Below are 15356 nucleotides of genomic sequence, written 5' to 3' on the forward strand. Positions count from 1 at the left end.
CGAAAGGCAACCTCATGGGTTCCGTCGTCGACTGGTTGAGGACGTCCACTCCCGGACTCCTCGTTCTGTGCGGTATCGCGATCGCGGTCCTGCTCGTCGTCATCATCAAGGTCAAACTCGAACCGTTCATCGCCCTCCTCATCGTCGGCCTGGGACTCGCCGTCGCAGCCGGACTTCCGGTGTCGGAGATCGTGGGAACCGCCATCAAGAGCGGCGACTCGATTCTCGAGACGGGTTTCGGCGGCATCCTCGGCCACATCGCCGTCATCATCGGACTGGGCACTGTTCTCGGCGCCATCCTCGAGAGGTCCGGTGGTGCGCAGGCACTCACCGCGAAGCTCCTCGGCGTCTTCGGTGATCGCGGCGCCCCCATCGCGATGGGTCTGCTCGGCCTCATCTTCGGCATCCCCGTCTTCTTCGACATCGGCATCTTCGTTCTCGCCCCGCTCGTCTACGTCGCGGCGAGACAGGGCGGAAAGTCGTTGGTGCTGTACGCGCTGCCCATGCTCGCCGGCCTGTCGATGACGCACGCGTTCCTGCCTCCGCACCCCGGCCCCGTCGCGCTGGGCGGCCTGCTCGAGGTCAACCTGGGCTGGCTCATCCTCATGGGCTTCATCTGCGGCATCCCCGGTTTCATCGCGGCAGGTCTCGTGTGGGGCAGCTACATCGGCAAGCGCATCATCGTCGAGGTGCCCGAGGACTTCGTCAACGATGCCGACGACAACGGACCGCACACGTCGGGCGGCACCGCCGTCGGGACGAAGCGGCCCGTGGTCACCACTCCCCCGTCCGTCGCGACCATCGGCGCCATCATCGCCGTGCCCCTGGTGCTCATCCTCGGCGCCACGTTCGGCACCATCCTGCTCGACGAGGGCAACCTGCTCCAGGTCCTCACGTTCTTCGGCACCCCCGCGGTCGCTCTGCTCATCGCGGTGCTCATCGCGTTCTACGTCCTGGGCATCCGCCGTGGTTCGACGGTGCAGGAGTTGTCCACTCTCACCGGCGAATCGCTCCGCCCGGTCGGCATGCTGCTCCTCGTCGTCGGAGCGGGCGCGTTCTTCGGCAAGGTCATCTCGGCCACCGGCATCGGTACCGCACTCGCGGACACCATGTCCGCCGCAGGACTGCCGATCATCGTGCTCGCGTACATCATCAGCTGTGCGCTGCGTATCGCCCAGGGTTCGGCCACCGTCGCCATCGTCACGACCGGTGGCATCGTCGGACCGCTCGTCGCGGCGCAGGACTACTCGCAGATGTCGGTCGCGCTCATCGCCATGGCCATCGCTGCCGGGTCCATCATCCTGAGCCACGTGAACGACGGCGGGTTCTGGATCATCGCCAAGTTCTTCAACCTCACCGTCAAGCAGACGCTGCAGACGTGGACGGTGTTGGAGACCGTGCTGTCGGTCGTCAGCTTCGCCGTGGCAGGGGTGTTGTTCGCGATCGTGAGCTGACCGCAGTGCCCGCATTCGTGACGTGTGTTCCGACTGGATGCGACGACATCGCGGCATCGAGTACTGACTGTCGTCTGCGCGACGGACAGTGGAGTCGCCCGTCGCCTGATTGCATGGACCTGTCACAGCCCGCAGATGGTGAGCTCTGCGAAGCGTGCCCCCGACATCGGGGTCCCCCGAAGTCGTGGCTACCGATCTGCCTGGAACAAAACGTACGGTCTCTGAGAACAGCAGCGCAGTAGCTGCTGCGCCGAGCAGGGGGACCGATACAGATGCAGGCAATGATGACCGACGACGACATCGTGAGACCGGCCCTCAGCGTGCGGGAGGTGGAGGTCCTGCGGGCGTGGATCATCAGCGACTCGAAGGGCACCGTCGCACGGTCGCTCTTCATCTCCCCCGCCACGGTCAACACCCACATCGCGCGCATTCGCGAGAAGTACGAGGCCGTCGGGCGGTCGGCAGGGTCGAAGGCTGCACTGGTCGCCCGAGCACTGCAGGACGGGCACGTGAGGTTGGACGAGCTATAGGCCTGGCGCTTTCACTCCGCTCACGCCACCTGTCGGCGGGATCCCGCGCGACAGGGCGCCGAGAGGAGCAGAAACTCCGCCGCTCAGACGACGACGACCGTGACCCCGGCGTCGCGGAAGGGCTGCACCTGCTCCTCGGTCGCGCCGGCGTCGGTGACGAGAGTGACGCCCTCGGGGAGTGGCGCCCAGGCGTGGAACGGGCGCTGACCCAGCTTCGCCGCGTGCGCGAGCACGTAGACCGTGCCGGCGCGCTCGATCATCAATTCCTTGAGCCGCGTCTGCTCCAGCTCGGCCTCGCAGATGCCGCGGTCGGCGGTCACCGCGTCGGCACCGAGGAAGGCGCGGTCGAACGACACCCGTGCCAACGACGCCTCGGCGAGCGGTCCGACGAAGCCCTGCGACAGGTGACGCAAAGTGCCTCCCAGACACTCCACGCGAACGTCGTCGGCATCCGCCAGCGCTTCGAGCGCGGTGAGACCGGCGGCGATGACCGTCAGTCCCGTGGAGTCGCGGAGGTACTCCCCCATGGCCCCGACGGTCGTGCCGGCATCGAGAAGCACCGTCTCACCCGGGTGCACCTCTCCCGCAGCCCACTTCGCGATCGAGCGCTTGGCGTCGAAGCCCTCGACAGCACGCTGGCGGAGCGACGACTCGGGGTGCGGGTCGAGCGCGATCGCGCCGCCGTACGTGCGTGCGAGGAGACCCTCGGCGGTCAACTGCGACAGGTCCCGTCGAATGGTCGAGGCCGTCACGCCGAACTGCACGGACAGGTCTTCCACACTCGCCAGACCACTCGTCTTGGCCAGTCGAACGATTTCCGCGCGCCGCGCCTGTGACTCCCTGAGCGCCATACCCGAAACCTAGCCGACGTCGGCGGTGCTGGTCGCCAGTTCGGCGGCCTGTCGCAGCGCTTCCACCATGCTGCCGGCCTCGGCGATGCCCTTGCCCGCGATGTCGAATGCGGTGCCGTGATCCACGGAGGTACGGATGACGGGGAGTCCCACGGTGATGTTCACGCCGGCCTCGATGCCGAGAACCTTGACCGGTCCGTGGCCCTGGTCGTGGTACATCGCGACGATGAGGTCGTAGTCACCACGACCCGCGAGGAAGAAGGCGGTGTCCGCAGGCAGCGGTCCGACCGCGTCGATTCCGTCGGCCTGCAGCTTCTCGACGGCCGGGACGATCTTCTGATCCTCCTCGCCGTACCCGAACAGCCCGTTCTCGCCGGCATGCGGGTTGATGCCGCACAGGCCGATCTTCGGGTTGCTGTTCCCCGATCGCACCAGAGCCTCGTACCCGCGGCGGACCGTGCGCTCGACGAGTCCCGGCTCGATCTTCGCGACGGCGTCGAGCAGTCCGATGTGGGTGGTCACGTGGATGACCTTGAGCTTGGGCGTCGAGAGCATCATCGACACCTCCTCGGTACCGGTTAGGTGAGCGAGCAGCTCGGTGTGGCCCGGGAAGATGTGTCCGGCGGCGTGCAACGCCTCCTTGTTGAGCGGTGCGGTGCAGATCGCCTGGACGTCGCCCGCCACGGCGAGTTCGGCTGCGACACGGATGTATTCGTAGGCCGCGTGTCCCGCCACGGCGGACAGCTCGCCCCAGGCGAGATCCGCGGGCAGCAACCCGAGGTCGATGACGTTGATACGCCCGATGGTGAACTCGGCATCGGCGATGCGCTCGATCGAGACGATGTCGCACTGCACACCCAGCACGTCGGCCGCGAGTCGCAGACGCGCTGCGTCACCGATGACGACGGGCTTGCACCACCCCGCCACCTTGGCGTCGAGCACGGCGGGAACGATGACCTCGGGGCCGATGCCCGCGCCGTCGCCCATCGTCAGGGCCACGACGGGCAGGTCGAGGGTCTGGAGATCGGTCGATGTCATGGCTGTGTCCTTCGGTCGGAGCGTGGTGTCCGGCGAGCCGCCGGTGAGGTGGGAGTGGATGGCGGACAGGCTGTCTCGGTCTCCGAAACTGCCCGGCCGCGTGACGATGCGTCGGCCCCGCGGGTCGACGGACACGACAGCGCCGTAGTGCACGTGACCGAGCGGTCGGAGTGTGCTGATGCCGAGCGCGGTGATGACGGCGCGTGCCGTCTCACCGCCGGTGAGGGCGAGGTCGACCGACAGTCCGTCGGTGCCGGCTCGGACGTATTCGGCCAGGGCGACGGACAGGTCGCGGGTACGCGCCACGTCCACGGACCCGGTCACGGTGAGCGCGACGGAGCCGTCGCACAGGGCGGAGGAGAGCACGCGTGCGTCGGCGAGGCCGGCAAGCACATCACCCGCATCCACGGGCAGCGGTCGCACGCCGTCCTCGGCGAGACGACGAACCTGCTCGACGGCGATCGAGGAGGCGGTGCCCACGACGACGAGCACGGGATCACCCGTACGCGAGACGGAGTGAGGCGTCGCAGTACCACCGAGACCCCGAGCGACAGCCGCGGCGAGCGCCGAGGTGCCCACCAGGGTCACGTCGGGGCGGTCGGCCACTACCGCCACCACCGCGTCGAGATCGGCGTCGGACTCGATGTCGCACACGACGACCCCGGTCGCGGCCGAGAGCGCGTCGATGGTGACGAGCGGGGCACCGAGCATGTGCGGCAACGATTGCGGGGGTGTTCCGGACTCGGCGTGCCAGAGGTCGGTGTCGGCCAGCGGCACGCCGTCGACGTGGAGCACGCCCCCACGCACGACACGGTCCAGCAGTGGCAGTCCGCCCGCGACGACCACCGGTCCGCGGGCCGACAGTGCGCGCACCGTGGCAGCGACGTTCCCGCGCAGGAGCGAGTCGATCTTCGCCAGAACTCGCGCACCCGCGGGTACGGATCGCAGCGCGGACGACACCAGGAGTTCCGCCTGCTCGGCGGCCAGCGCCCGGGTGTCGAGATCCACGACGGATACTGCGGCGGAACCGATCACGGCGTCGAGGGTCAGAGACACATCGGACGTGCGGTCGAGGAACACCCCGGCGACCTCGGCGGCGCCAGAGAGATCGTCGGCCAGTACGACGAGTGAGGTCATCCTCGTACCGCCTTCCGTTCGGTTGCGCGAACCACGCATTTCACTGTAGTCGAATTGCGTGTTTCGCGCAGCCAATTCACAACGACGCTCCCGCGCACTGCACGATCGCCTGGCCGGTGATGTTCCGACCGAGAGGGCCGAGCAGGAAACCGATGAGCCCCGCGACCTCCGACGGGTCGATGAAGGCACCGAGGGGCGGGAGCTTGGGCGGAGTATGCGAGCGCGACGGATCCCCCAGCATTGCGGTGTCCGTGGGTCCGGGCGCAACGACGTTGACGGTGATGCCGCGGGACACCAGTTCCATGGCCCACGACCGTGCCATGCCCGTCAGCGCGGACTTCGTGGCGACGTACTGGCTCTTGCCGGCATTGCCGGTCATGGTGCGACTTCCGACGAGGACGACGCGAGCACCGGGTTCCAGAGTGTCGACCACGCCGTTCACCAGAACCTCGGCCGCGGCGACATGGACCTGCCACATCTCGCGGAGGTCGTCGACGTTCAGGGACCCGAGCGGAGCCGAACGCTGCAGCCCCGCAGCGTGAACCACGGCGTTGACCGCGGACAGGCCCGATGCGATCGAGGCCACCGAGTCCAGATCACCCAGGTCGGCCTCGACCCATGTCAGGTTCTCGTGCTCGATCTCCGGTTGCCGACGACTCAGCCCGGTGACACGCCACCCGTCGTCGAGAAGCGAGAGTGCTGTGGCAGCCCCGATTCCCGAGCTGACGCCCGTGACGACAGCGTGCTTCACGAGAGCCACTCCGGCTGCACCTCGCAGTACTCGATGGCCTGACGGAATCGCGTGAAGGCCACGTGCAGCGTCCGGCCGTCGGCCACGATGGACGGGTACGAGAACTCGCGGTTCAGTCCATCGCGGGAGTTGTTCGACAGGCAGTACCCGTCGCCCTCCTCGAGGTTCCGGCGCACCGGCCACGTGACACCGCGGTCGGATGAGATCGCCAGGGCCATCGGCGCTCGGGGTGCGCCCCAGAAGGCGTGCCGCGGGTCGCCGTCGTCCAGAGGCGAGTCCTCCTCCACCGTCTCCTGCTTCTCCGCGATGCCGTGATCGTCGATCTCGTCGTACAGCGACAGTCTGCGCGCCGTGGCGTCCTCACGACTGGACTCGTTGTACACCAGGGCGAGTCGGTCGTCGGCCAGCACGACGAACTGCACCGACGAATTGTTGTTGGGCAGCTCGGTGGGGACGGGAGCGCTCCACGTGTCACCGTCGTCGTCGGAGACGGAACGGTAGACGTGGTCCGCCCAGCGGCTGCGGTAGAGGGCGACGAGCTGACCGTCGGACAGACGGCCGATGTTCATGTGGACGCACCCGATGCTGTCGGGAACGACCACCTCGCGCCAGGTGACGCCGTCGTCGTCCGACACCATGACGCCGGAGTAGTCGCGGTCGCCCACCCACTTGCGGCCTTCGATACGGACGCAGTGGAAGACAGGCAACAGGATCCGGCCGGAGGGCAGCGTGACCATGGGCTGGCGCACGAACACGCCACCGGCCTCGGTCTCCGGGATCAGCACGTCGGTCTCGCCCCAGGTGCGCCCGCCGTCGGGCGAGATCCGCCGCAGCACCCGTGCGGTGTCCTGGTTGCCGGCGTGCTGCGAGGTCCACAGCAACCAGATCTCGCCGGACTCACGCACGTTGAGCACGGGATTCTGCTCCGACCGCGTCCCGTCGTCCGACAGCCGGATCGGCTGCGACCACTCGTCGCCGTCACGCCGCGAGAACCACACGCTGATGTCCGGAACGCCTTCCTGCGTTCCGGCGAACCAGACGCACGCCAGTGAACCGTCGGGCAGCACAGCCAGATTGGCCGCGTGGTTCTGCACCTCGGGCGGGGTCAACAGCGCATCACGGCGCCCGGGCTCGGCGGTGGGGCGGACGATGCCGTCGGCATTCAGGGTGGTGGTCACGGGGATCTCCTCGATCAACTGACGAGTGTCGCGGCGGACAGGTTGTAGGAGTTGGTGGGGCGCAGGGTCACGTCCTGGATGCGTTCGCGACGCGCCATCACCGACTTGGGAACGAACGACCACAGACAGGGCACGGTGTCCCAGATCTGGCGCTGCGCGTCGGCGAGGAGCTGGGTTCGGCGGGTCTCGTCGACTTCCTCGGACGCACGTGCGATGGCCGCGGCGATCTCGGGGAACATGTACCCGTGGTAGGTGTCTCGGGTCTGCTCCTTCTCCGGGGTGCCGGCGTACATGCCCTGCATGATGGTGATCGCGAGTCCGGTCGGACTCGGGAATCCGTTGCCCAGGATGTCCCAGTCGCCCGCCTTGCCCTGACGCCACTGCATGATGTCGCCGCCCGGCTCGAACTGCTGCAACGTGGTGCGGACGCCGATCGCCGAGAACATCTGCACGACCGACTCCATGATGTCGGTGTCGGCCGCGAACTCGCCGGATTCCCAGATGATCTTGAGTTCCAGATCGGAGATGCCGAGCGCGTCGAGCTCGCCGCGCGCCCGTGCCGGGTCGTACGTGTACTCCCCGGTCTCGATGGCGCCGTCGAGGATCGCGGGGATGACGCCCTTGGACGCGGTCGCCGAGCCCTGCATGACCTGGTCGATCAGCGCCGGACCGTTGATGGCGTACGTCAGCGCGCGGCGCACCCGAGCATCGGCGAGCGGATGGTCGGCGGGCTTGCGGAAGTTGTAGAACAGCTGATTGAGCCGCACCCCGTCGACCCGGTCCACCACCACGTTCGACAAGCCTTCGAGCTGATCCGCCGCGTCGGGCGTGATGGAGTCGATGACGTCCACCTCACCGCTGCGCAGCGTGACGACGCGCGAGGACTCCTCGGGAACGAAGCGCACGCGGACCGTCTCGATGTTCGGCGCAGGACCCCAGTACTTCGTGTTGCGCTCGAGCGTGTAGTTGCCCGTACCGCGGTCGGACGACGTCACGACGTACGGGCCGGAGCCGAGCCCGGTCTGCAGTTCCTCGGGCTTGTTGTCCGCGGCCGGCGTGATGAGGATGTTCGACATCAGGTAGTCGAGCACGGGGACGGGCTTGGTGGTCAGCAGCGAGAAGCTGGTGTCGTCCATCTGCTCGACCGTCGGCCACTCGGGGAAGAAGCCGCCGACGAACGATCCGTCGACCTCGCTGTACATCCGGATGGCCGTGGCGACGTCCTGCACCTGCACGGGCGAGCCGTCGGAGTACACGGCACCCTGCCGCAGGTGGACGAACCAGCGGGTGGGCTCGACCAGATCGAAGCGGTCGGCGAGGACGAGCTGCGGCTTCAGATTCGCGTCGATCTCGGTGAGGGCCTGCCGCACGCCGCGCTGCACCGTGAGGGCGGCGTCGAACTGGTTGAGCTTGTTGTCCAGGCTCACCAACGACCGGTTGAGCGCCAGGCTCACCGTGGTGGGGCCGGGTGTGCCGGTAGGTGTGGCGCACGCACTGGCACCCGCGCCCAACACAACGCCACCACCGAGCAGCATCCCGCCGCGCAGGAGATTGCGGCGGGAGAACTGCTGGTTGAACGGCGATCTGGTCATCGTCGACCTCTCTTCGAACTTCGAGCGTCATGAGGGGCTGCGGGTCAGGAGCGAAGCTGCACTGTGACCGCAAGCACATCTGGACTGTACGCAGGTCTGCACACAACACGCAACTACGAATTGCTACTTGCGTGATTCGCGCACAGATGCCATTGTGAGCTGAGTTACATCGAAGCCCGCGCTCGTGACCAGCCAGCGCAGAGGCATCTCCCGAAAGGTCGTTCGATGCACACCACGAACACATGCGCGGTCCGACGGACGGTGACCCGGTGACCGCCGGCATGATCACGCCCGCCGATGCGCCGGCCGCCGAAACCGCGAAGACGAAGTCGAAGTCCGCGGGCACTGCGCGCTACATCGTCAAGCGGCTCGGTCAGAGCGCGCTCGCGATCTTCCTGACGCTCACCACGGTGTTCGTGCTGATCCGTCTCGCACCCGGCGATCCCGCCTACGCGATGGCGGGCCCGCTGGCCTCCAGCGAGGACATCGAGCGGATCCGGCAGAGCATGGGACTGGACCAGTCGATCATCACGCAGTACCTGAAGTACCTGCAGGGACTGCTGCAGCTCGACCTCGGAACGTCGTACTCGTTCCAGGCGCCGGCATTCGACGTGGTGCTCGATCGCCTCCCCTACACACTGACGCTCACAGTCGCCTCGATCGGACTGACGACACTGCTCGCCATCCCGCTCGGTGTCTGGATGGCGCGCCGCGCGGACACCCGCCGCGAACTGGGCGCCAACGTCGTCACGATTGCAGGACAGTCGATGCCCGACTTCTGGACGGGCCTGATGCTCATCACCATCTTCGCCGTGGTGATCCCCATCTTCCCTGCCGCCGGCTTCGCCACATGGTCGTCGCTCGTCCTTCCCATGGTCACCGTCGCCATCCTGCAGATCGCCCTGATCTCCCGCATGGTGCGTCGGGAGATGGTCGGCGCCTTCGGGTCCCAGTACGCGACGGTCGCTCGCGCTCGCGGGGTCTCGGAGCGGAAGCTCATCTGGCGCTACGCCCTGCGCAATTCGTCCATCCCCGTTCTCACTGCCCTCGGCACACGCTTCGCGTCGATGCTCAACGGTGTCGTGGTGGTCGAGGTCGTGTTCGCCTGGCCCGGTGTCGGATCGCTCGTCGTCCGCGCGCTCGAGACCCGCGACTACCCCCTCATCCAGGCCACCGTGCTCGTCACCGCGGTGCTCGCCGTCCTCGTCCAGCTCCTCGTCGACCTCTGCTACCCGCTTCTGGACCCCCGCGTCCGCCTGGGGAAGGGAACGTCCTAGATGACAACAACACTCGAGCCCCCGCAGGCGGAGCGCCCGTCGGCGGTCACCGCGAAGGACATCGCCAAGGCAGGCTCCACCCGACGCGCCCGCGACAGCCGACTGAAGATCTGGGTGGGCAGCGTCTGCGCACTCGTCGTGATCCTCCCCGTCGCGTTCGCTCGCGTACTGCCGCTGCAGGATCCGGACGCCACCGATCTCGGTGCCCGCCGTCTCGCACCGCTCACCGACGGCCACCTGTTCGGAACCGATCAGCTCGGACGCGACCTGCTCGCCCGCGTTCTCTACGGCGGCCAGGTCTCCCTGCTCGTCGGCATCCTCGCCGTGCTGGTCTCCGGCCTCATCGGCCTGACTCTCGGCTCCATGGCCGGCTACTTCGGCGGCTGGGTCGACACCGTCATCAGCCGGTTGCTCGAGGCGCAGCTGTCCCTCCCGCTGCTCATGATGCTGCTCCTCGTCGTCGCCCTCTTCGGGCCGTCCATCCCGGTCATCACGTTCGTCATCGCGATCGCGCAGTGGCCCGAGATCGCCCGTCTGACACGCTCTCTGGTGCTCGTGGAGCGAGAGAAGCCCTACGTCGCCGCGTCGCGGGTACTCGGCCTCGGCAAGGTCGCCATCCTCACGCGCCACATCATCCCGAACGTCATCAAGCAGACCTCGCTGGTGGTGCTGCTCCTGCTCGCCCAGGCGGTACTCCTCGAGTCCGCGCTGAGCTACCTGGGCGCCGGACCGCAGCGACCGTTCGCCACGTGGGGCCGCATCATCTCCGACGGCCAGGACTACATCACGACGTCGTGGTGGCTGGTCACCCTGCCGGGCCTCGTCATCGTGCTCCTCGTCATCGGCGTCAACCTCCTCGGTGACGGTCTGCGCGACCGTCCCGCCGGCACGGGCCTCAAAGCTCTGCTGGGACGCTTCGCCATCTCGGGAAAGAAGGCCTGACATGACCGAGTCACTGCTCACCGTCGACGAACTGCAGATCGAGCTGGTCACCGACAACGGCATCGTCCGCGCCGTCGACGGGGTCTCCTTCGACATCGCGCCGGGTGAGACCGTCTGCATCATCGGCGAATCCGGCTCTGGTAAGTCGACCACCGCGATGGGAGTCCTCGGGCTGCTGCCCGATGATCTGGCCGTCCTCTCCGGCCGCGCACGCTGGAAGGGAACCGACATCCTCGGCGACGACAAAGCGCTGCGGAAGATCCGGGGCGCGGACATCGCCCTCATTCCCCAGGACCCGATGACGGCCCTCTCCCCCGTCCACACGGTGGGGTCGCAGCTGCGAGAGGCCATCCACCACAGCGGCGTTCGCGGCAAGTCGGCGCAGACCACCCGCGCCGTCGAGCTGCTCGATCAGGTCCACATCGTCAACCCGGCGGACCAGCTGAACAGGTACCCGCACCAGTTGTCGGGCGGCATGTTGCAGCGTGTCCTCATCGCATGCGCCTTGGCTGCCGATCCCGACCTCATCGTCGCCGACGAGCCCACCAGCGCACTCGACGTCACCGTCCAGGCCAGCATCCTGGATCTCATGCTCGAGCTTCAGGAGCGCACCGGCATCGGCATGCTGCTCATCACCCACGATCTGGGTGTGGCCCGGCTCATGTCCGACCGGATCCACGTCATGAAATCGGGCCGGTTCGTCGAGAGCGGCGACGCGCAGTCGATGGTCCGCAATCCCCAGAATGCCTACACCAAGAAGCTTCTCGACGCGGTCCCCCAGCTGGGCACCTGGTCGGGCGCACCCGCCGATCAAGGAGTCCCGGCATGAGCCTGTTGACCGTCGACGACCTCGTCGTCGAGTACCCCGTCGCCACCGGCACCTTTCGCGCCGTCGACGGCGTCAGCTTCAGCGTCGACAAGGGCGAAACGCTCGCGATCGTCGGCGAGTCCGGCTGCGGGAAGTCGACCATCGCCAAGTCGATCGTCCGGCTGCTGACACCGACGTCGGGACGAATCCTCGTCGACGGTGTCGACATCGCCGGGATGAAGGAGCGGGCGCTCAAGCCCTTCCGCTCGCGCGTGCAGATGGTCTTCCAGGACCCGTACGGTTCGCTGGATCCGCATCTCACGGCCGTCGACATCGTCGGTGAGCCGCTGCGCCTCAAAGGTGTTCGCTCCAAGGCGGACCGGGCCCGACGTGCCGCCGAGCTGATCGACCAGGTACAGCTACCGGCGTCGTCCCTGCACCGCCGTCCCGGTGAGTTCTCTGGGGGTCAGCGTCAACGCATCGGCATCGCGCGCGCCCTGGCGTCCGAACCCGAGATCCTCGTGTGCGACGAGGCCACCAGTGCGCTCGACGTGTCGGTGCAGGCCCAGGTGCTCGATCTGCTGCGCACCATCCAGCACGACACCGGCATCACGTACGTCTTCATCTCGCACAACCTCGGGGTGGTGCGGGAGATCAGCGACAACGTGGTCGTCATGCGCAAGGGCGGCGTGGTCGAGAGCGGCCCCACCACAGACGTTCTGACGAACCCCCAGCACCCGTACACGGCGGCACTGCGCGCCGCGGCGCTCGACCCCTCCACGATGGAGGGCGTCAAGCCGCGCTACGTTCTGTCAGGTCGACCGGCCCCTACCTCTGGAGTTCCCGCATGATGTTCGGCTCCCCGCTTTTCGGCTCGATGGTGCTGGGCACCATGACCTTCGGCGACACCGTCGACCTCGAGGGGTCGCGGGCGCTGCTCGACACCGCACTCGACGCCGGCATCACCCACATCGACACCGCCAACGGGTACGCGGGCGGCGAGTCCGAGCGCATCCTCGCCCAGTTGCTCGCCGGTCGACGCGACGAGGTCACCCTCGCGACCAAGGGCGGTATGTTCCTCGGTGACGCCGACGGCCACTCGCCCCTGTCGCCCGAGGGGCTGCGGCTCGGACTCGAGGCCAGCCTGCGCCGGCTCGGCACCGACCACGTCGACCTCTTCTACCTGCACCAGCCCGACCGCGCGTCGTCGCTCGAGGACACCCTCGGGACCGTCGCGAAGCTCGTGGCCGAGGGCAAGGTGGGCGCACTGGGCGTCTCGAACTTCGCTGCCTGGCAGATCGCCGAGGTGAACCGCGTGTGCGACGAGGTGGGTGCGCCGAGGCCCGTCGTCGCGCAGCAGCTCTACAACCTCCTGGCCCGCCGCATCGAGGAGGAGTACGCCGAGTTCGCCACCGTCAGCGGCATCACCACGATGGTCTACAACCCGCTGGGCGGCGGGCTCCTCACCGGCAAGCACTCGTTCGACGAAGCGCCCGGCGAGGGACGGTTCGGCGATTCGCGCCTGGCCGAGATGTACCGCGAGCGGTACTGGAACACCCAGATCTTCGACGCGATCACGCGCTTGTCCGCGGTGGCGTCGGACGCCGGCATGCCGCTCACCGAGCTCGCCCTCCGCTGGCTCCGATCGAAGCCCCTCACCGGGCCGATCCTGTTGGGCGGCTCCAAGACCAGCCACCTGCAGGCCAACATCGACGCACTGGGCCGCGGTCCGCTCTCCGACGACGTCGTCGCCGCGTGCGACGAAGTCGGTGCGGCACTGCGCGGTCCGATGCCTGCCTACAACCGATAGGAAACCCTTCATGTCTGCCGCCGATTTCGCCCGTCGCATCCGTTCCCGTGAACGGGCACTGGGCTACTGGTCCGTCATCGACTCCCCCGTCTCCACCGAGTGGCTCGCCCACGTCGGGTGGGACTACATCTGCCTCGATCTGCAGCACGGCCTCATCGGCTACGACGGGATGCTGCGCGGACTCACCGCCATCGACGCGGCGCAGGGCCCGGCCGGACTGGTGCGGGTCGAGTCCAACGACCAGACCTACATCGGGAAGGCGCTCGACGCCGGTGCGCGCGGCGTCATCGTGCCGCTTATCGACACCGCCGAGGACGCGGCCCGTGCCGTCTCCTACGTGCGCTACCCACCCGCCGGCGTGCGCTCGTACGGCCCGATGCGCTCGCAGCTACGCGTCGGCCCGCTGCCCGCCGACGCGAACGACGGTGTCGTGGTGCTCGCGATGATCGAGACACCCGACGGCCTCGAGAACGTCGAGGCCATCTGCGCCGTGCCCGGACTCGACGGCGTGTACGTCGGACCGTCGGACCTGCGCATCGCCGTCGGTGGCGCCTCCCCCTCGGACAGCTCCGTGGACGACGTGTTCGACGCCGCCCTCGTGCGTGTGCAGGAGGCAGCCGCCGCTGCAGGTATCGCGGCCGGCATCCACACCCCGTCCGGCGAGGTCGCGGCGAAGCGCCTGGCGCAGGGCTACACCTTCGCGACCGTGGCCTCCGACCTCACCCACCTCAAGGCCGTGTCCGAGGGGCACCTGAAGGCGGCGCTGGGGTAGGGGTTACTTGGCGCGACCCGCGCCGAGAGGAGCGCACAGTGGGCGCGGCGTTCCACTCGCGAGCTCTGTCGGCGGGATCCCGCGCGCAGGACCCTCGAGTGGAACACCACGACCAGAGCAGCACCACCTGTCGTACCACCGCGTTACCTTCCTCCTCCGCATCGACTTCCGGGGGGAAACTATGTGCAGAGGGTGCGTCTCAGTGCCGGACATCAAGAGGAAGATCGCGCGCCACGGGTGGGCGGTGACTGCCGTGGCGGGGTCGGATCACGAGGTACCCGACGTCGCGTACACGACGGGTCTCACCAGCAGGGCGTTGCCCGAACTGATCGTCTACGGACTGCCGTTCCATTTGTCGGGGAGCCTGCTGCACGACATGGCGTCGCAGATGGTCGCCGGTCTCGCGCTCTCGTCCGGGATCATGATCCATAGCGCGACCGGTGAGGAACCGGACATCGTGGTCATTCAGGCCGTGAACACCTCGGACATGGTGGTCACCGGTGCGCTGTACTCGGACTTCACTGCGCTGCAACTGGTGTGGCCCGACGTCGACGGCCACTTCCCGTGGGAGGAGGAGTACTCCATCTGCGTCCACCACCAGCCGCTGATGGGCGTGGGGTGGGTGTGACGGTCCCGGCCTGCCCGGCGCGCAAGAACAACGAAATGGTCACAAACCATTCGGCCGAGTAACGAGTCGCCCGGAGATGCAGACACACTGTGGACACCAGACCACCCGAGAGGATCCTCATGCGCTCGCTCACGAAGCTCGCCGGAGCCGCGTTCGTCGGCATCACCGCCGCGACGATGTCCGTCGTCGGTGCCGGCACCGCGTCCGCGGTCGACTACCCCGCACCGGTGCCGGTCGACCCGGCGGCCTTCCTGCAGGGCGATGTCGCGTACTTCTCCACCGGCGCCGCCAACTGTTCCATCACACCGGCGGGGGTCGTGGGTTGCGATCTCCCGGGCGGGGAGTACCTCACCCAGGTCCCCTTCGCTCCCGTGGTCTACGACGTGGCGATCGACGTGCCGTGGTTCCCGGCTCACCCGACCTTCGGGATCGGTGGACCGCGTGGACGTGCCGGGAGCACTCCCCTCGGTGGCTCGCTCAGCTACGGCGGGGCCACCTGCTACATCGGCTTCAAGGGATCGCTGAACTGTTCCTCGATGGGTCACTCGTTCACGGTGTGGACGCCGTACATGACGCTCAGCTGACCGC

The 15356-nt window shown here is 67.8% G+C and carries 15 protein-coding genes; 10 read left to right on the plus strand and 5 right to left on the minus strand.

Going from position 1 to position 15356, the window contains the following annotated elements:
• The first annotated feature begins 14 nt into the window (after window positions 1-14).
• Both JOE30_RS20160 and JOE30_RS20165 read left to right on the plus strand, forming a co-directional pair.
• Entirely contained in the window at window positions 15-1454 is a 1440-nt protein-coding gene (locus JOE30_RS20160; RefSeq protein ID WP_204868739.1) for a GntP family permease, read from the plus strand.
• Between the two features lie 281 nt (window positions 1455-1735).
• Complete coding sequence (locus tag JOE30_RS20165; RefSeq protein WP_239532430.1) at window positions 1736-1984, plus strand: LuxR C-terminal-related transcriptional regulator; 249 nt, start codon at window positions 1736-1738, stop codon at window positions 1982-1984.
• Between the two features lie 83 nt (window positions 1985-2067).
• Here the strand turns inward: JOE30_RS20165 and JOE30_RS20170 are convergent, their stop codons facing one another.
• The 5 genes from JOE30_RS20170 to JOE30_RS20190 form a co-directional block, all read right to left on the minus strand.
• Window positions 2068-2835, minus strand: a complete 768-nt coding sequence (locus JOE30_RS20170) for a DeoR/GlpR family DNA-binding transcription regulator (protein ID WP_204868741.1) — start codon at window positions 2833-2835, stop codon at window positions 2068-2070.
• Window positions 2836-2844: 9 nt separating this feature from the next.
• Window positions 2845-5010: a 4-hydroxythreonine-4-phosphate dehydrogenase PdxA gene (gene pdxA / locus JOE30_RS20175; RefSeq protein WP_204868742.1), complete on the minus strand. Its 2166-nt coding sequence runs from the start codon at window positions 5008-5010 to the stop codon at window positions 2845-2847.
• A 76-nt stretch (window positions 5011-5086) separates the two neighbouring features.
• Window positions 5087-5770 (minus strand): SDR family NAD(P)-dependent oxidoreductase, encoded by a 684-nt coding sequence (locus JOE30_RS20180; protein ID WP_204868743.1) that lies wholly within the window; start codon window positions 5768-5770, stop codon window positions 5087-5089.
• On the minus strand, window positions 5758-6939 hold the full coding sequence (locus tag JOE30_RS20185; protein ID WP_307806260.1) for an exo-alpha-sialidase: 1182 nt from the start codon (window positions 6937-6939) through the stop codon (window positions 5758-5760). Before JOE30_RS20185 ends, JOE30_RS20180 begins: the two co-directional genes overlap by 13 nt.
• A 14-nt stretch (window positions 6940-6953) precedes the next feature.
• Window positions 6954-8531, minus strand: a complete 1578-nt coding sequence (locus JOE30_RS20190) for an ABC transporter substrate-binding protein (protein ID WP_204868745.1) — start codon at window positions 8529-8531, stop codon at window positions 6954-6956.
• A gap of 242 nt (window positions 8532-8773) precedes the next feature.
• On the opposite strand from JOE30_RS20190, the gene JOE30_RS20195 reads away from it, so the two are divergent.
• The 8 genes from JOE30_RS20195 (at window position 8774) to JOE30_RS20230 (ending at window position 15352) form a co-directional block, all read left to right on the plus strand.
• On the plus strand, window positions 8774-9808 hold the full coding sequence (locus JOE30_RS20195; RefSeq protein ID WP_239532431.1) for an ABC transporter permease: 1035 nt from the start codon (window positions 8774-8776) through the stop codon (window positions 9806-9808).
• Window positions 9809-10750: an ABC transporter permease gene (locus tag JOE30_RS20200; RefSeq protein WP_204868746.1), complete on the plus strand. Its 942-nt coding sequence runs from the start codon at window positions 9809-9811 to the stop codon at window positions 10748-10750.
• Between the two features lies 1 nt (window position 10751).
• Window positions 10752-11579 carry an ABC transporter ATP-binding protein gene (locus JOE30_RS20205; RefSeq protein ID WP_204868747.1) on the plus strand — a complete coding sequence of 276 codons (828 nt, stop codon included), beginning with the start codon at window positions 10752-10754 and terminating at the stop codon, window positions 11577-11579.
• On the plus strand, window positions 11576-12409 hold the full coding sequence (locus JOE30_RS20210; RefSeq protein WP_204868748.1) for an ATP-binding cassette domain-containing protein: 834 nt from the start codon (window positions 11576-11578) through the stop codon (window positions 12407-12409). Before JOE30_RS20205 ends, JOE30_RS20210 begins: the two co-directional genes overlap by 4 nt.
• Complete coding sequence (locus tag JOE30_RS20215; RefSeq protein ID WP_239532432.1) at window positions 12406-13368, plus strand: aldo/keto reductase; 963 nt, start codon at window positions 12406-12408, stop codon at window positions 13366-13368. Before JOE30_RS20210 ends, JOE30_RS20215 begins: the two co-directional genes overlap by 4 nt.
• Before the next feature lie 10 nt (window positions 13369-13378).
• The gene (locus tag JOE30_RS20220) at window positions 13379-14140 is read left to right on the plus strand and encodes an HpcH/HpaI aldolase/citrate lyase family protein (protein WP_204868749.1); all 762 of its coding nucleotides are present in this window, start codon (window positions 13379-13381) and stop codon (window positions 14138-14140) included.
• A 202-nt stretch (window positions 14141-14342) separates the two neighbouring features.
• On the plus strand, window positions 14343-14768 hold the full coding sequence (locus JOE30_RS20225) for a DUF4262 domain-containing protein (protein WP_204868750.1): 426 nt from the start codon (window positions 14343-14345) through the stop codon (window positions 14766-14768).
• A 119-nt stretch (window positions 14769-14887) separates the two neighbouring features.
• Window positions 14888-15352: a hypothetical protein gene (locus tag JOE30_RS20230; RefSeq protein ID WP_204868751.1), complete on the plus strand. Its 465-nt coding sequence runs from the start codon at window positions 14888-14890 to the stop codon at window positions 15350-15352.
• The last annotated feature ends 4 nt before the right edge of the window (window positions 15353-15356 follow it).

The sequence above is a fragment of the Rhodococcus sp. PvP016 genome (assembly GCF_017832185.1).
GTDB lineage: Bacteria > Actinomycetota > Actinomycetes > Mycobacteriales > Mycobacteriaceae > Rhodococcoides.